Genomic DNA, 16,282 nt, shown 5'->3' on the forward strand with positions numbered 1-16,282 from the left:
GGAGAATAAAAATGAAGAAGATTAAAGTTTTGGCTTTACTAGCGACACTTTTTGTCGGTATCTTTAGCAATTTGTTTACCACAGTCGTATCGGCTGCGGATGATGAGAAAGTATCAATTACTTTACATAAAGTAAAAGACCATACAGATAAGATCACTAATACAGGTGATATTTTAGATGGTGAATATAACTTCCTACCAGGCATCACATTTGATGCTTATGATGTCACAGAAAAATATTATGCTGCTTATGATGCATCTGTCGAAACGAAATCTGCTTCAGAAGCTATCAAAGATGCGGTTACTGCAGTTCAAGGTAAAGCAGGTGATGCTCCATCAGGTAAGACTGCGGTAGATACTCAGACTACCGCCGCTGATGGTAGTGCAGCCTTTAGCTTAAGTGCTAAATCTGGTCCGACGACTGATAGGCGCGATGCAGTATACCTTTTTGTAGAACAAGCAAGTGATGGTGTTGACACTATCGCAGAAAACTTGGTTGTAAGCCTTCCAATCTACAAACAAGGGACAAATGATACTGTTCTTACAGATATCCACCTTTATCCAAAAAATACTACTAAAGATATTCCGTTTGACAAAGAAATTACAAGTCAAAAGAATGGTAAGAAACAAACTGATTTCTCAATTGGTCAAACTATCAACTATCAATTGAAAACAACCATTCCTGCTGATATTGCAGCAACAAAATTGAATAAAGATGGTGAAGCAAAAAAATTATATAATGTTTTCCAATTTGTAGATACTTTCAAGACTAATCAACTAACCTTTATTGAAAATACAAATTCATACTCAGTAAAAGTTTCAGATGGTACAACATTGACATCTGATGATTACAAAGTAACAGTAGCAAGAGATGCAGTTGCAGGCACAACAACTGTAACAACAGCTTTGACAGCAGCGGGTATTGAAAAATTAGCAACTCTTGCTAATAAAGAAATTTCATTTAACTACCAAATGAAGATCAACTCTCTTCAATATGTTGACACTGATATTGTCAATACAGCCCAAGCTATCTTTGGTAACGACGGTACAACAGGTGTGGGCAAATGGAATACAGACACTCCAACAGATTTCGAAACTGTAAAAACTGGTGGTTACAAATTTGTCAAAGTTGATGTGAATAATAATAACAAAAAACTTGATGGTGCAGAGTTCGTTGTTCGTAAATCTAAAGCAGCAGATGCAGAATACTTCGTTGCAACAGCAGACGATGGTGTTTGGACAACTGATAAATCTAAAGCAACTGTTTATAGTACTACTAAAGATGGTATTGTAGATGTAAAAGGTCTTGAATATGGTACCTACCAACTTCAAGAAACAAACGCTCCAAAAGGCTATGCATTACCAACTGGTGAAGCGGCTTACACTGAATTTGTTGTAGAAGAAAATTCTTATACAACAACTTCTACTAAACCTGTCAATATCTTCAACACACCTAAAGGTTTCCTTCCTTCAACTGGTGGTAAAGGTATCATCCTCTTTGTAGCTCTTGGTGTTGCCATGGTTGGTCTTGCAGGTGTTTACTTTACATCTCGTCGTAAAAATGACTAATAATAATTAAATGAATAGGAAGGTGAGAACATGGCTCGCACCAGACAAAACGGCAAGCGAAAAATAATTGATACAATTATGGTATTGATTTTGGTTGCTGGTCTAGGCGTTCTCTCCTACCCATTTGTTCGGAACTCTTTAAATGACCTGATCAATCAACAGTTGATTAGTCATTATCAGGCAGAATCTAATCAAAAAAGTAAAGAAGAGTACCAACAACAACTTGAAAAAATGAAGGAGATGAATAGGCAGTTTGCCTATCAAAATATTTCTCCAGGCTTTGATCCATTTTCGGAAGAAGCCAAGAAAATTGAGCAGACAAAGGTTATCTATGAAGATCATATCATCGGAGTAATTTCTATTCCTAAGATAGCGGTGCGCTTGCCTATTTTTGACCAGACGACAGAAGCTTTCCTTGCAAAGGGAGCTGCTTATCTAGAGGGGACATCATTTCCGATTGGAGGGGAGTCTACTCACTCTGTGATTTCTGGTCACCGTGGTCTGACGGAGGCAAAACTCTTTACAGATTTACCAGAATTGGTAAAGGGGGATCACTTTTATATTGAGCTTGGGGAAGCTAAGATACATGCATACCAAGTGGATGATATCAAAGTGGTAGAACCGACAGATGTTAGTAGTTTGCAGATTGAGAAAGGGAAGGATTACATTACCCTTATCACCTGTACACCTTATATGATTAACAGTCATCGCCTGCTCGTTCGTGGTCACCGGGTTCCTTATGTTCCAAAATTAATGGAAAGTGAAGTGAAGGAAGCAAAAGTTGACTACTACACCTTTATGCCGATAGTGATACTAGGATTGGTATTGTTCCTTATCCTCATAGTCATATTTAGAAAATTTAGAAGAAGCGGTAAATCTTCTCCTACACGTTCATAGTCCAAGACGGCGGACTCAAATTTTTTTAATGACGAGAATGGATGATGACTTCGCTTTGAGATAGGAATTCATTTCGATTGCTTGTCTCGGTATACTTAATTTATTCTAAGAAAATCCCATAAAATAAAGTGGCTGTTCCGATAATGATAAATCGGTCCACTTTATTTTTTTGAGTTAAAATGAAAACGGTTGCACAATTTCATTTGGTTTTAGGAAGACTGTAAAGTGCTTCCTAATTGTTGGAGATAAAAGAATGTTTAAAAAGGTGATGAATGAAAAAGAAACAGTTTGCAAGTAAAGTAACAAGGCTAACCATGTCAATGGTGCTTGGGGCGAGTACTATCGTTCCAAACATGCTTCCCTTGTTTTCACAGACCGTCTTTGCAAATACTCAAAATACAGGTATTTTGTCAGCGAAAGATCGGGGGATTCTCTATGCCAATTCACGGACGGATTTTCGAGATGAAACCATCTATTTTTTGATTACAACTCGTTTTTATGATGGTGACTCAAGCAATAATGCCCGCACGTCTGAAGACAAGAAGGCCAATAATCCTGAAAGTGATCCATCCTGGCGTGGTGACTTTGCCGGCTTAATTGAACAGTTAGTCTACATTAAAGCATTGGGATTCACGGCTATTTGGATTACTCCTGTTGTCCAAAACAATTCTGGCTATGACTATCATGGTTACCATGCTTCTAATTTTAATGCAGTGGACTATCGGTACGAATGAAATGGGGTTGATTATCAAACTCTGATTGATGCCGTGCATGCCAAGGGGATGAAAATTATACAGGACGTAGTTTTCAACCACACTTCCAATTTTGGTGAAGAAGGCCTGAACGAACTGGGTGGATCAGTTGGTGCGCTCAAGGCAATGGGAGCACTTAATATTGGTCTAACAGAAGATGAACTTCAACCACTTGTTTCCTCGTGGCGTGAATCGAATCCCGCAATCATCAACCTTTGGTGGGACGTTGATAAAGCAGTGAAGGATTGCATCAAACAACGAAGTAAAACCGCAACTCATGACATCAAATTTGAATACAAATCGGGATTTTTATTCATCCACTTACTGTCGGGAAGAAAGCTTGCCTATGTCAAACCTGCGATTGGTGAGAATCGCTTCGGAGGGGAGTCAGTTACCTATGAAGGTGTAGGAGCTACCAAGAAGTGGGAACGGCTTGAGAGCTCTGGTCCGAAATTTGTTGAGAATATCGTCCAAGCAGTGGCACGTGACATCCTTTGCTTTTCGATGAGTAACTTACGACTCAAGCAATTAATCTTTACATGAAAATGGAAGGGGCTAGAGCTAACTTATTTGGAAAAGATTCATCTATATTTTCAGCGCATATGCTTCGTCATAGTCACATCACTCAGATGGCAGCACTAGGTGTGCCACAAAAAGCATTGATGGAGAGAGTCGGACATAGTGATTCACGTATTACGAATAATATTTACACGCACGTATTACCGGAATCACGCCAAGAAATGAATCTAAAACTGAATAATATTGTTATTTAATTTAGCACCAAATTAGCACCATAGAACGTAAAAATTAGCACCAAAAAAGTATACAAAACGAGGGAAATACGGGGAAGTATGAGGAAGTTATATATTCTTATTATCAGTCTAAAGCCAATATTTATAAGGGTTTGGGGAATAGTGAGGAAGAGTAGTGAAAGAGTGAAAATTTTATGGCCAGATTAGTAATTTGCTGGTGCACTCTGTAAATTATTAAAACTTAGCAAATCAATAGGTTATACAGTCAGTTCCAGCTAAGGATAATTTCTAAACAGGAAATTTTAGAATGAATCAGTTCCATGTTACAGTAGTAGTGTAACCGAATACATTATTTTCTGGAAAAGAGGAACAATATGGCAAACTATGATTTCCCGAACACCAAAGAGCAACTGAATCAATTGATTGCGGATATCAGTCAGTTGGGTGTGGTGGTTCAACAGACTCACTGGTATATGCGCGGTGAGAACTTCTTCAGATTACATCCGCTCATGGATGAATATGGTGCGCAACTTGATCAACAAAAAGACGAGATTGCAGAACGGTTAATTGCATTGAACGGTAGTCCTTTTGCGACGACTCACGAGTTCATTGAGAATACTGGTATTCCAGATGAGGAGCTCCAGTTCGATGAATTAAGTATGCAGGAGCTGATGCAACGCCTCGTTGATCAATTCAAATATCTGCGTGACCAATTTCAGAAGGGGATTGAGATCACCGACGAGGAAAAGGATTTTCCGACTCAGGACATGCTAAATGGATTCAAGAGTGAGACCGATAAGATCATCTGGATGATTAATGCATACTTGGGTCAAGCTCCGCTTGATTAAAGATCGTGCAAAACAAAAAAGACAGCCAACCGGCTGTCTTTTACTTTACATTAATCATGTAATACTCTATATTAGATAATCGATTGTCTGTAGAGGGAGACAAGTTTCCCCAGTATCTGAACGGAATCCAAGATGATAGGGTCCATATAATCATTCTCTGGTTGTAGTCTATAATGACCGTTCTCCTTGTAGAAGCGTTTGATGGTAGCTTCGTCCTCGTCGGTCATTGCGACAACTACATCACCGTTATTTGCGCTAGATTGTTTCTTTACAATTACGTTGTCACCATCAAGAATACCCATGTTAATCATACTTTCACCGTGCACAGTAAGCATGAAGTACTCGTCATCCGAATTTTCAAGTTCAGGTGGTACAGGGAAGTAGTCTGTAATATCTTCAACGGCTAGAATTGGCTGGCCCGCAGTTACGACACCGATCATCGGAATCGATTTCTGCTTCGCACCAATTAATTCACGTCCTAAATCAGTGACCTCAATTGCCCGTGGCTTTGTGGCATCCTTGACTAGATAGCCCTTGCGCTCTAGTCGTTCAAGGTGACCATGGACGGTCGAAGTAGAAGAAAGTCCAACTGATTGACCGATTTCTCGGACGGTTGGTGGAAACCCGCGATCCTCAACTGCCTCGTAGATGAATCTTAATATTTCAATTTGTTTGTTCTCGTGGACTTTTGTCATGGCTAAACTCCGTATTTTTCGTTAAGATAAGGGTATCACAAATTTTTGTCATAGGCAAACAAATGTTCTAGATTGGGGTTTTACAATGAATAAGGAAGAAAAAGCCAAGTTAGTGCAGAGAATTAATGAGCTAGCGGCGAAGAAAAAGGCTGGCGAATTAACCGCTGCAGAGGTCGAGGAAAGAAAGGAATTACACCAGATTTTCCTGAAGGATTTCCGCGCCGGATTCAGGCAAACAGTTGAAAACATCAAACTGGTCGATGAGCACGGTAACGATGTTACATCCGAAAAAGCAAAGGCCGCACAAAGAGAAAAAGGATTAAGACAAGATTAGACTTTCAATGAGAGCTAATATTGTGTAAACTAATAATGTTGAAATTTTGGGAGGATAAATAAGTATATGAACACAGGTATCTGGATATTAATCGTAGTAATTGGAATACTAGGTGGCGCCACTGGTGGCTTCTTCCTAGCGAGAAACTATATGAAGAAGTATTTTGAAAAGAATCCACCAATCAATGAGGAAATGATTAGTGCAATGATGAGTCAAATGGGTCAGAAGCCTTCTGCAAAGAAGCTTAACCAAATGATGGCCAGCATGAAGGCACAAAGCAAATCTTCTAAGAAATAGTTGACTGAGGCGGGTATTTACCTGCCTTTTTCATATTCATTCGAGGTTTAAGATGGGAATATTTAAGAAACTCGGCTGGTACTTCAAAGCCGAAAGAAAACGTTATACATTGGGAATCGGTTTTTTGATTCTGACAGCAATTATCAATTTGATCCCACCTAGAATCTTAGGTATGATGGCTGACCAAATTGATACGGGCTCAATTACTTGGGAGAGATTTTTCACGTTAATCGGCGCGATTTTAAGTGCAGCAATTCTGCTGTACCTATTTCGCTATTTGTGGCGCACCCAAATTTGGGGTGGCGCGGCCAAGCTTGAATGGACAATGCGTTCGAAGTTATTCTGGCATTTCATGCAGATGGATGAGACGTTCTATCAGAAGCATCGTACTGGTGATTTAATGGCACACGCCACAAACGACCTGAGTGCGATTCAGCAAGTCGCAGGGGCTGGGGTTTTGACACTGGTTGACTCAATTGTTACTGGTGGCTCGACCATTATCGCTATGATGATTTTTGTAGACTGGCGTTTGACCCTGGTTGCCATGATTCCGATGCCGTTCTTAGCCGTAATGGCTCGTGTGTTAGGTACGAAACTGCACGATGCATTCGGCCACTCACAGGCGGCGTTCTCTAAGCTGAATAATAAGACACAGGAGAGTATCTCTGGTGTGAAGGTCATCAAGACTTTCGGCCAAGAGAAGGAAGACACTGCGGAATTTGACCAGATGGTTGACAAGACCATCCAAATCAACAAGCGGGTCTTCAAGCTCGATTCTATGTTCGACCCTTTAACGACACTGATCATTGGTGCAACTTACGTGATTACCATTATTTATGGCGGGATGCTGGTTGCAAACAAGACAATTACAATTGGTCAGTTGATTTCGTTTATCTCATATATCTCAGCCATGGTTTGGCCGATGTTTGCAATCGGGCGCTTGTTCAATGTCTTGGAGCGTGGTAGTGCGAGCTATGATCGGGTGATGGAACTCATGAACGAGCAATCACTGATTAAGGAGGTCAACGAGCAGCCAAGTAAGCTGGCCACTGGTGATTTGACCTATGAGGTTGAACGTTTTGCTTATCCAGACGAGCCAGAACACACGACACTTTCAAACATCAACTTTACGTTGCCGATGGGTAAGACGCTTGGGTTGGTAGGTCGTGTTGGTGCAGGTAAGTCGACGATTATCAAGCTGCTGATGCGGGAGTTTGATAACTACACTGGTTCAATCAAAATCGGCGAGAAGAACATCAAGGATATCCCACTGGATGACTTGTTACATGCGATTGGCTATGTGCCACAGAACAACTTTTTGTTCTCAACTAGCATTCGTGATAATATTCGGTTTGCAAATATCGATGCCGAGCAGTCGCAAGTGGAGGCCGCAGCCAAGAAAAGCGCGCTCCATGATGATATCTTGCAGTTCCCGAGAAACTACAATACCTTGGTTGGGGAGAACGGGGTGTCGTTATCTGGTGGTCAAAAGCAGCGTCTAGCAATTGCTCGTGCACTTTTGAAAGACCCGGAGATCCTCATTTTGGATGATGCGCTGAGCGCGGTCGATGCCAAAACAGAAGAGACCATTCTGGGCCACCTGAAGGAAGATAGAAAAGATGCTACCACGATTATCTCTGCCCACAGGCTCACTTCTGTGATGCATGCTGACGAAATACTGGTAATCAACGATGGCCGGATAGTTGAGCAAGGCACGCATGAATCACTGTTAGCTTCACGTGGTTGGTACTATGAGATGTGGGAGAAACAACAATTAGAAGTCAAGGTAGGAGGTGAGATTGATGGATGATGAAGAACAATACCGGTCAATCTGGTCGAAGAATATTCCGGCAAAAGAACAATTCAAGATCATGAAGCGCTTGTTCACTTTCGTTAAACCGTTCAAGTGGACATTTATTATTGCGGTTGTGGGGGCATTCTTGGTGAGTGTCATCAACATGTTATTACCACGGTTACTCCAATACTTCATGGATAATTTCCTCACTAAACAGACCGCGACAGTGCAGATTATCCTGGGCTTTGCGGCCATTTATGCTATTGGAAGTATCCTGAAGGCCATTTTGCAATATATCTATTACTTTATGTATTCGATGGGCAGCGAACGTGCCTTAGAGGATGTGAGACGGACCATCTTTCGGAAGCTGCACAACCTCGGGATGCGTTACTTTGATCAGACACCTGCCGGCTCGATTGTTTCTCGTGTGACGAACGATACGAGTACGTTGGCGGACTTTTGGAACGTGTTTGCAACGTTGATTATCGCGCTATTCTCGATGATTACTGCACTAGTGGCCATGTGGACCACGAATCATACGGCCACCTTCATCGTTATGGCCTTTATTCCGATACTACTATTCTTTGTCTGGCTTTACACACACTTTAGTTCAAAGCTCTACCGGAGATTTCGTGAGAAGTTGAGTCAGATTAACGTTAAGTTAAACGAATCAATCGAAGGTATCACGGTCATCCAGCAATTCCGCCAGGAGAAACGGATTGACGGCGAATTTGAACAGACCAATAAGGAACAGTTGGATACAAGAAATGCGATGATTAGGATGAACTCATTCCTGCTATCACCGATCACATCTTTGCTCTATTCTGTTGCCTTAACCTTTGTTTTGTTATACTTCGGCTTCCCGCTGCACGAGACATTCGTGCCAGCCGGTGTTGTCTACGCATTCGCTAACTACACCTCGAACTTCTTCAACCCAATGGCTGATTTAATGGATTCGTTGACGTTCTTTCAGGATGGTGTCGTCGCTGGTAGTCGTATCTTTAGAATTCTCGATAACGACGAGTTGGCCCCTGCCCAGGAGAACAACCCAGTCGCTAAAATTACTGAGGGCAGAATTGAATTTAAACATGTCAACTTTTCATATGACGGTAAAAACCCAATTTTGAATGATGTGAGTTTCACTGTTGAACCTGGGCAGACGCTTGGTATCGTCGGCCATACCGGTAGTGGTAAAAGTTCAATTATTAACGTGATGATGCGGTTCTACGAATACTATGAGGGTGAAATTCTAATTGATGGGTACAATATCAAGGAATTCACAAAAGACGAGTTACGTGCGAAACTTGGCCTTGTACTACAGGACCCATTTATGTTCTACGGTGATGTTAGCTCGAACATTCGCTTGTTCAACGACAAGATAACTGATGAGCAGGTGCGAGCGGCCGCGGAATTCGTGCAGGCAGACCGCTTCATCGATAAGCTGCCAAAGAAGTACCACGCACGGGTTATTGAGGGTGGAGCACAGTTCTCCGGTGGTCAGCGACAACTACTTTCTTTTGCGAGAACAGTAGTCACTAATCCGAAGATCCTGGTGCTCGATGAGGCAACGGCGAATATCGACACAGAAACTGAGAGTTTGATACAAGATGGCTTGAAGAAAATCAGAAATGGCCGAACGACATTGGCGATTGCTCATAGATTATCGACCATTGCTGATGCAAATCAGATTATCGTGTTAGATCAGGGTCGAATCGTCGAGTCTGGCACACATGATGAATTACTGGCGCAGAAGGGCTATTATTATGATCTCTACACGCTCCAACAGACGCAAGTCTAATGAATATTTTGACAAAAGATAAGTGGTCAACCCGAATTTTGAAATGAGGCATGATGACCACATGAAAAATCGCCCAGATTAATTTCTGGGCGATTTTACTATTTAGAGATGTATTTGAATGAGGGATCTAGTTCCTGGTCTATTTTGGCCCAAGCCTGCTCAAGTTCGGTGAAGAGAGCGGGGGCTGTCTCATCGTTGACCTTCGTCTTCCGGTCAATCTCAATTGGTTCACCAAAAGTGATTTTGAGTGGCTGGCGCCTAAGCAGACCCTTGAAACTGAGCGGACCTTGGTAGACTGCCGGCAACAGTGGTACCTTTGCTAACTTTGCGATCACAAAGGCGCCTGACTTTAACTCGCTGGAATGTCGGGTGCCTGAAGGAAAGATGATTAAGCTCAGTTGATCGTCTTTTAGACCGCGAACCGGAATCTTGATGGCCGAAGGACCAGGATTATCGCGGTCAACTTCAAATGCATGTGCGTGCAACAGAATGAAACGCAGAATGGGGTTTTTAAACAATTCTTTTTTAGCCATGAACATGAATTCGTCTGGACTTGCTGCTAGGGCGAACAGAATGGGCTCCCACCATGTTCGGTGCGGCGCAACCAGGATGTAGTTTCCGTTCGGAATGCGCTCCTTATTGTAGACGTGCAAGTGCCCGTTTAGAGCCCAGACAACGAAGCGGGCAACGGGACGGATAAATTTATAGAACATTTTTTCACCTAATTTCTAACTATGTTATTATAGCAGAGATAAAAAGATAGCAAAATCTTTAAGTGCCAATCTGACTAGAAACAGGAAAATTCATGCAGGTTAAACTCAACTCAGACGAACGAGTCGACTACATTCTGAAGGACAGAATTCAAATTATTCAGACAAATGACAGCTTTGCTTTCTCGCTTGATACATTGCTGCTCGGCCATTTTGCTGCCGAATTCATTCATGATAACCACAAAGTAGCGGATCTCTGTGCGGGCAACGGAGCCGCGAGCCTCTTCTTGGCTGCACAAAATAAGGCCAAGTACGATCTCGTTGAAATCCAGCCGAAGATGGCCGATATTGCTCGACGTTCCATTCTGTTGAATGACTTGGAGGACCATTTGCTGGTGCACGAGGCTGATGTGAACGATGCATTCAGCTTCCTGGCAAAGGATACATACGACGTCGTAGTCTGTAATCCGCCGTATTTCAAAGTGCCAGCTGGCCACACCGTGAACCCAGATGAGGCAAAAGCGATTGCCCGGCATGAAATCAAAATCAATCTGGAGCAGGTGATTCAAACGGCAAGTGGCTTACTGAAGACACGCGGCAAGTTCTTTATGGTCCACCGCCCAGAACGACTAAACGAGATTATCCTTGGAATGCAGAAATACAATCTCACAATCAAGTATATTCAGCCGTTTATCCCAAAGACCGGTAAGGACACTAACCTGATCGTACTCCAGGCCACTAAGAACTCAAATCCTGAGGGCCTAATCCTGAAGAACGATATCATCGTGCACAATGAGAATGATGAATATACAAAAGAAATCTGGGACATGATTGATGGCGAGTGAGAAATATTATTTCTATGTACTTCAATGTGCTGATCTGACATTTTATGGTGGTTTTACAAACGATGTGGCTGCACGTGTCGTCACCCACAATGCCGGTAAGGGTGCAAAGTACACTAAGACACGTCGGCCCGTCAAATTACTCTACTCTGAGGAGTTCGCCGATAAGTCAACAGCACTAAAAAGAGAGTACTGGTTTAAGCATCATTCAAGGGCGTTCAAAGAACAATTTTTGACCGAACAGGGTGTTAAATTTCGCCAGTTCAATCCAACTCAAAAATATCCGAAAAGATGACTAAATTGCTTGCTTTTGGTCGCAGAATTCATTATCATGTAACAGTGCGCTTTAGGCACAAATCCACATTAGGTGTGATTAGAGGCGTGGTGCTCCACTGGAGTGCGGCTCTATGTCGACCATCTAAGAGGAACAAAACTATAGGAGGACATACAATATGTCAGTTATTAGCATGAAACAATTATTAGAGGCTGGTGTCCACTTCGGTCACCAAACTCGTCGTTGGAACCCTAAGATGAAGCCATACATCTTCACTGAAAGAAATGGCATTTACATCATCGACTTACAAAAGACAGTACGGATGGCTGAAGATGCCTACAACTATGTCAAGGCCGTTTCTGAAGACGGTGGCGTATTCCTTTTTGTTGGTACTAAGAAACAAGCTCAAGAAGCTATCGCTGAAGAAGCAACACGTGCTGGTCAATACTACATCAACCAACGCTGGTTGGGTGGTACTTTGACTAACTGGAATACTATCCAAAGTCGGATCAAGCGTTTGAAGGAATTGAAGACGATGGCTGAAGATGGTACTTTCGACGTATTACCAAAGAAGGAAGTTGCACTTCTTACTAAGCAACAAGAGAAGCTTGAAAGATTCCTTGGTGGTATCGCTGATATGCCAAGAATTCCAGATGTAATCTTCATCGTTGATCCTAAGAAGGAAAGAATCGCTGTTCAAGAAGCACGTAAGTTGAATATTCCGATTGTTGCCATGGTGGATACTAACAGCGATCCAGATGAAATCGACGTTATTATCCCATCAAACGATGACGCTATCCGTGCCGTACGTTTGATCACTGCTGCAATGGCAGACGCTGTTATTGAAGGTAAGCAAGGTGAAAGCCAAGCTGATGCCCCTGTTCAACAAGAAGCTGCAGAATCAACTGACGAAAAGTCAATTGAAGACGTTGTTGCTGAATCAGAAGACAAATAATTAGACGCTTTTATAAGCGAACTATTTCCTAAAATAATTTAACGATGGAGGTACAATGACTATGGCAATTACAGCCGCTCAAGTTAAAGAATTGCGTGAAAAAACAGGTGCTGGCATGATGGATGCTAAGAAGGCACTAGTTGAAACTGACGGTGACATGGAAAAGGCCGTTGACGTTTTACGTGAAAAAGGTGTAGCTAAGGCTGCTAAGAAGAGCGATCGTATCGCTGCTGAAGGTTTAGCTGAAGTGCTTGTTGATGGTAACAAAGCTATCTTAGTTGAAATGAACTCAGAAACTGACTTCGTTGCAACTAACGACAAGTTCACTACTTTGATGGACCAAGTTGCTACTGCAATTTTGGCCAACGAACCAGCTGACCTTGAAGCCGCACTTGCTTTACCATTAGGTGACAGCACTGTTGCTGACGAAATCACTAACCTTACAGCCGTAATCGGTGAGAAGATTACCTTGCGCCGGTTCGAAATCGTGAAGAAGGGTGACGATGACCACTTTGGTAGTTACAAGCACAATGGTGGTGCCATTGTTTCTCTCGTAACTCTCCATGGTGCAGACGATGAGACTGCACGTGACGTTGCTATGCACGTTGCTGCAATTAATCCTAAGTACACTACAAGAGAAGACGTTCCTGCTGATGTATTGGCACACGAAACTGAAGTAGTTACTGAGGAGACTAAGAACGAAGGCAAGCCTGAAAACATCATTCCTAGAATCGTTGAAGGTCGGATTAACAAGTTCTTGTCAGAAATTAGTTTAGTTGACCAAGAATTTGTTAAGGATCCAGATTTGACTGTTGGTAAGTTCGTCGAGCAAAAGAATGGTTCAGTTGCTAGCTTCGTACGTTTCGAAGTTGGTGAAGGTATCGAGAAAAAAGAAGATAACTTTGCTGAAGAAGTTATGAGCCAAATCAAGAACTAATTAAACATTGAATTCAAAGATGCTCCGTAGCGGAATGCTGCGGAGTATTTTTTTGTCTAAATTTGAATTAACTTGATTATTTGGGATAGAATGCCATACTTTATAATTAATATATGTTTAAAAATTTTATTTCGGAAAACTAATAGGGGATATTATTGTGTCTAAAAAGTTCGTGGAGTTAACAAAATATATTAATCCACTAATAAAAGAGTTTTACTTATCTGAAAACAAAGAGTATGTAAGTAATAGTGAAATCATTCTCGATTTTACAAGTTCCGCAATGTACAAGTTGGCTCAAGGTATGGTGAAAAATATTCAATGGTTGGATACGCAAAGCGTGCACAAAATATATTTGAAAGTGGTAATCCAGATTACGAAGTTGAAATCAGAAGCCAGATAATGCACCAACTTAATAAAAACCAACAGATGATTCATTCACTAAAGCGCTCTAGTTAGCAAAATCTGAATTCTAGACTTCATGCAACCTGAAGTCTTTTTATTTTGTCCTTGTTACAATCACATCTAATGGTAAAATTGCATTAAGGTAATTTTGAGTAATTACAAATTAATTCAACAACTTCAGCAAAGAATCGGAGAGTTTAAATGGATTATGAAAAGGTGATTTTGGATTTAATTGAATTTAGAAATAGTCGAAACTGGCAAAAATATCATAATTTAAAGAGTCTTGCTATCTCATTGAACATTGAAGCTAGTGAAGTGTTAGAACATTTTCAATGGAGTGAAGATCCAACTGAATCTGACAATAAGAAAGATAGCCTTGAGATGGAGCTCGCTGACGTTTTAACTTACACATTCTATATGTGTGAGAAGCTTGGCGTTAATCCAATGGATTTAGTTGAGAAGAAACTAAATATGAATAAGAATCGCAAATGGAAATTTTCTGAGCCGGAAAAACAAGATGAATAAAGAAAACAAGAGTAAATTAAATTTCGAACCAGTTATAAAGGAAGTTGAATACGATAGTAGAAAATTGACTGTTTTAAAACAAAGTTTGCATAAGTCTAAGGATAAGAATCATAAGTATCTATTTGAGTATCCAACTGTTTACATCATTAATTCAACTGATAAAAAATCAAAAAATTATGATGTATATATCGGTGAAACCAATAATATTGAACGAAGAACAGTTGAGCATTTAACCAATGATACTAGAGACGAAACAGATCAACGTTGGAATAGATTGTCCAAATCAAATAGTTCAAAAATGCTTGTTATTGGAGATCCGATTTTCAATAAATCACTAACACTCGATATAGAAAATAAGCTTATGTTATATATGTCTGCGATTGAACATGTAAATCAAGTATTCAACAGACGAACAAATGAACAGTCAGCATACTACACCTCTGAGTTTTTAGATAATGTATTTTCCGAAATCTGGCTAAAGTTAAATGAAATCAATAAAACTCTATTTCCAATTGAACAGGTTGTGCGAGATTCAGCGATGTTCAAGGCATCACCTTTCCATAAACTGGATAAAGACCAGACAAACTTAAAAAATTCAGTTTATCTCAAGTTAATTGAAATATTCTCAAGGGATGAAGATAATCAGCTTATTGTTATTAGTGGGGATGCAGGCACTGGAAAGACAGTTCTATTGAGCAGTCTGTTTTATGATTTATCTATGGATGCCAAGGACCCAGAATCTGTCATATTTGGTAATAAGAACAACTACTTACTTGTTAATCACGATGAACAGGTTAAAGTTTATGACGAAATAATGACGAAGCTCGGTTTGCATAGTAAGAACCATCCTGTTGTAATGAAGCCAACAAGCTTCATCAACAATAAAGATATTGAAAAAGCAGATGTTGTTTTAATTGATGAGGCACACCTATTATGGACACAAGGTAAACAGAGTTATCAAGGTAAGGATCAACTGGCAGATATTCGAAAAAAAGCCAGAGTAGTAATTATGGTTTATGACCCAAGTCAAGTACTTACTGCAGAACAATATCGTTCAGTTGAAGAGGTACATAACATTATTCAAGATGCAGGTAATAACATGTTCCACCTACTTAATCAGAAGAGAATCCATGCCAATAAAACTACTGTAGCTTGGATCAGAAATCTTATTGATAATCATGAGATTGGAAAACTCATGTATGACGAAGAGTATGATTTACAGATTATGGATACGCCTGAAGAGTTAGAAAGACTTATACGCAAGAAAGCAAGTGATGAGAAAAAAGGATTGTCACGGATTATTGCTACATTTGATTGGGAGTACAAAAATGCAAAAGCTCCTGAAGACAAGACCAAACCATATTGGTATGTGGAAATTGGTGATTGGAAAATGCCGTGGAATCTGCAATTACCTGCTGTTAAGAAAAATAAGAAGTACGCTTGGGCTGAAATACCAGAATCAATTAATGAAGTTGGGTCAACCTTTACAATTCAAGGTGCAGATCTGAATTATGCGGGGGTTATTATTGGTCCGTCAGTTAAGTACAGAAATGGCAGAATCATAACTGATAAGACAGCAAGTAAGAGCAAGAAAGCAACAAATAGAAGAACATTGAAAAACGGTGAAAAGAAAGATTTTGCCGAAAAATTCTTAAACAACGAGTTGAATGTTCTTCTGACGCGCGGTGTAAATGGCATGTACATCTATGCAGTGGACGATGAGCTGCGAGCGGCTCTGAAAAAGAATGTTGAATCAAAAAAATAAAATAATTGATAGGCAGACGCTGTCATCCTCAAAAGTCAGACTTTGAAAGAGCAGATTAATTTGTCTATTTTTTGAATAATTCGTTCTTTGGTTAGTTTTCTTTATTTAAGCTGCTGAATCCGAAGTGAGAATATAT

Annotated in this window: 15 protein-coding genes and 2 pseudogenes; 15 read left to right on the forward strand and 2 right to left on the reverse strand. The window is 40.6% G+C overall.

Annotated features, from left to right (window positions below):
- Positions 1-11: 11 nt before the first annotated feature.
- The 6 genes and pseudogenes from FC62_RS00385 to FC62_RS00410 all read left to right on the forward strand — a co-directional run bounded on the left by FC62_RS00385 (position 12) and on the right by FC62_RS00410 (position 4,817).
- Complete coding sequence (locus FC62_RS00385; RefSeq protein ID WP_056946280.1) at positions 12-1,568, forward strand: SpaH/EbpB family LPXTG-anchored major pilin; 1,557 nt, start codon at positions 12-14, stop codon at positions 1,566-1,568.
- 30 nt (positions 1,569-1,598) lie between these two features.
- The gene (locus FC62_RS00390) at positions 1,599-2,465 is read left to right on the forward strand and encodes a class C sortase (RefSeq protein ID WP_056946279.1); all 867 of its coding nucleotides are present in this window, start codon (positions 1,599-1,601) and stop codon (positions 2,463-2,465) included.
- 272 nt (positions 2,466-2,737) lie between these two features.
- Positions 2,738-3,199, forward strand: a complete 462-nt coding sequence (locus tag FC62_RS00395) for an alpha-amylase family glycosyl hydrolase (protein WP_056946278.1) — start codon at positions 2,738-2,740, stop codon at positions 3,197-3,199.
- 117 nt (positions 3,200-3,316) lie between these two features.
- Positions 3,317-3,751, forward strand: a pseudogene (locus FC62_RS00400) (hypothetical protein); the annotation flags it as partial.
- Between the two features lie 11 nt (positions 3,752-3,762).
- Positions 3,763-3,990 carry a tyrosine-type recombinase/integrase gene (locus FC62_RS00405; protein WP_236693763.1) on the forward strand — a complete coding sequence of 76 codons (228 nt, stop codon included), beginning with the start codon at positions 3,763-3,765 and terminating at the stop codon, positions 3,988-3,990.
- A 353-nt stretch (positions 3,991-4,343) separates the two neighbouring features.
- The gene (locus FC62_RS00410; protein ID WP_054744932.1) at positions 4,344-4,817 is read left to right on the forward strand and encodes a Dps family protein; all 474 of its coding nucleotides are present in this window, start codon (positions 4,344-4,346) and stop codon (positions 4,815-4,817) included.
- A 71-nt stretch (positions 4,818-4,888) separates the two neighbouring features.
- Here the strand turns inward: FC62_RS00410 and lexA are convergent, their stop codons facing one another.
- Positions 4,889-5,512: a transcriptional repressor LexA gene (gene lexA, locus FC62_RS00415; protein WP_054744934.1), complete on the reverse strand. Its 624-nt coding sequence runs from the start codon at positions 5,510-5,512 to the stop codon at positions 4,889-4,891.
- Positions 5,513-5,597: 85 nt separating this feature from the next.
- On the opposite strand from lexA, the gene FC62_RS00420 reads away from it, so the two are divergent.
- From FC62_RS00420 to FC62_RS00435, 4 genes are all read left to right on the forward strand, one after another.
- Positions 5,598-5,846: a DUF896 domain-containing protein gene (locus FC62_RS00420; protein WP_054744935.1), complete on the forward strand. Its 249-nt coding sequence runs from the start codon at positions 5,598-5,600 to the stop codon at positions 5,844-5,846.
- Positions 5,847-5,912: 66 nt separating this feature from the next.
- Positions 5,913-6,143, forward strand: a complete 231-nt coding sequence (locus FC62_RS00425) for a YneF family protein (RefSeq protein ID WP_054744938.1) — start codon at positions 5,913-5,915, stop codon at positions 6,141-6,143.
- 52 nt (positions 6,144-6,195) lie between these two features.
- A complete protein-coding gene (locus FC62_RS00430) occupies positions 6,196-7,953 on the forward strand; it encodes an ABC transporter ATP-binding protein (protein WP_056946277.1) in 1,758 nt (585 codons plus the stop codon).
- Positions 7,946-9,736: an ABC transporter ATP-binding protein gene (locus FC62_RS00435; protein ID WP_054744939.1), complete on the forward strand. Its 1,791-nt coding sequence runs from the start codon at positions 7,946-7,948 to the stop codon at positions 9,734-9,736. The genes FC62_RS00430 and FC62_RS00435 overlap by 8 nt, the downstream gene beginning before the upstream one ends.
- A 98-nt stretch (positions 9,737-9,834) precedes the next feature.
- On the opposite strand, the gene FC62_RS00440 is transcribed toward FC62_RS00435, so the two are convergent.
- A complete protein-coding gene (locus FC62_RS00440; protein ID WP_056946275.1) occupies positions 9,835-10,449 on the reverse strand; it encodes a lysophospholipid acyltransferase family protein in 615 nt (204 codons plus the stop codon).
- Positions 10,450-10,541: 92 nt separating this feature from the next.
- On the opposite strand from FC62_RS00440, the pseudogene FC62_RS00445 reads away from it, so the two are divergent.
- From FC62_RS00445 to FC62_RS00475, 5 genes and pseudogenes are all read left to right on the forward strand, one after another.
- Positions 10,542-11,583 (forward strand): annotated as a pseudogene (locus FC62_RS00445) (GIY-YIG nuclease family protein).
- A 157-nt stretch (positions 11,584-11,740) separates the two neighbouring features.
- On the forward strand, positions 11,741-12,517 hold the full coding sequence (rpsB, locus tag FC62_RS00455) for a 30S ribosomal protein S2 (RefSeq protein ID WP_054744945.1): 777 nt from the start codon (positions 11,741-11,743) through the stop codon (positions 12,515-12,517).
- Positions 12,518-12,578: 61 nt separating this feature from the next.
- Positions 12,579-13,454, forward strand: a complete 876-nt coding sequence (gene tsf, locus FC62_RS00460) for a translation elongation factor Ts (protein ID WP_056946274.1) — start codon at positions 12,579-12,581, stop codon at positions 13,452-13,454.
- Between the two features lie 603 nt (positions 13,455-14,057).
- Complete coding sequence (locus FC62_RS00470; protein ID WP_054744950.1) at positions 14,058-14,381, forward strand: nucleotide pyrophosphohydrolase; 324 nt, start codon at positions 14,058-14,060, stop codon at positions 14,379-14,381.
- Positions 14,374-16,146 carry a DUF2075 domain-containing protein gene (locus FC62_RS00475; RefSeq protein ID WP_056946272.1) on the forward strand — a complete coding sequence of 591 codons (1,773 nt, stop codon included), beginning with the start codon at positions 14,374-14,376 and terminating at the stop codon, positions 16,144-16,146. The genes FC62_RS00470 and FC62_RS00475 overlap by 8 nt, the downstream gene beginning before the upstream one ends.
- Positions 16,147-16,282: the final 136 nt, after the last annotated feature.

It is taken from the genome of Amylolactobacillus amylotrophicus DSM 20534 (assembly GCF_001434555.1).
GTDB lineage: Bacteria > Bacillota > Bacilli > Lactobacillales > Lactobacillaceae > Amylolactobacillus > Amylolactobacillus amylophilus.

Coding starts and splice junctions, on each gene's coding strand:
- FC62_RS00385 (WP_056946280.1), top strand. CDS start 12: ATGAAGAAGATTAAAGTTTTGGCTTTACTAGCGACACTTTTTGTCGGT.
- FC62_RS00390 (WP_056946279.1), top strand. CDS start 1,599: ATGGCTCGCACCAGACAAAACGGCAAGCGAAAAATAATTGATACAATT.
- FC62_RS00395 (WP_056946278.1), top strand. CDS start 2,738: ATGAAAAAGAAACAGTTTGCAAGTAAAGTAACAAGGCTAACCATGTCA.
- FC62_RS00405 (WP_236693763.1), top strand. CDS start 3,763: ATGGAAGGGGCTAGAGCTAACTTATTTGGAAAAGATTCATCTATATTT.
- FC62_RS00410 (WP_054744932.1), top strand. CDS start 4,344: ATGGCAAACTATGATTTCCCGAACACCAAAGAGCAACTGAATCAATTG.
- lexA (WP_054744934.1), bottom strand. CDS start 5,512: ATGACAAAAGTCCACGAGAACAAACAAATTGAAATATTAAGATTCATC.
- FC62_RS00420 (WP_054744935.1), top strand. CDS start 5,598: ATGAATAAGGAAGAAAAAGCCAAGTTAGTGCAGAGAATTAATGAGCTA.
- FC62_RS00425 (WP_054744938.1), top strand. CDS start 5,913: ATGAACACAGGTATCTGGATATTAATCGTAGTAATTGGAATACTAGGT.
- FC62_RS00430 (WP_056946277.1), top strand. CDS start 6,196: ATGGGAATATTTAAGAAACTCGGCTGGTACTTCAAAGCCGAAAGAAAA.
- FC62_RS00435 (WP_054744939.1), top strand. CDS start 7,946: ATGGATGATGAAGAACAATACCGGTCAATCTGGTCGAAGAATATTCCG.
- FC62_RS00440 (WP_056946275.1), bottom strand. CDS start 10,449: ATGTTCTATAAATTTATCCGTCCCGTTGCCCGCTTCGTTGTCTGGGCT.
- rpsB (WP_054744945.1), top strand. CDS start 11,741: ATGTCAGTTATTAGCATGAAACAATTATTAGAGGCTGGTGTCCACTTC.
- tsf (WP_056946274.1), top strand. CDS start 12,579: ATGGCAATTACAGCCGCTCAAGTTAAAGAATTGCGTGAAAAAACAGGT.
- FC62_RS00470 (WP_054744950.1), top strand. CDS start 14,058: ATGGATTATGAAAAGGTGATTTTGGATTTAATTGAATTTAGAAATAGT.
- FC62_RS00475 (WP_056946272.1), top strand. CDS start 14,374: ATGAATAAAGAAAACAAGAGTAAATTAAATTTCGAACCAGTTATAAAG.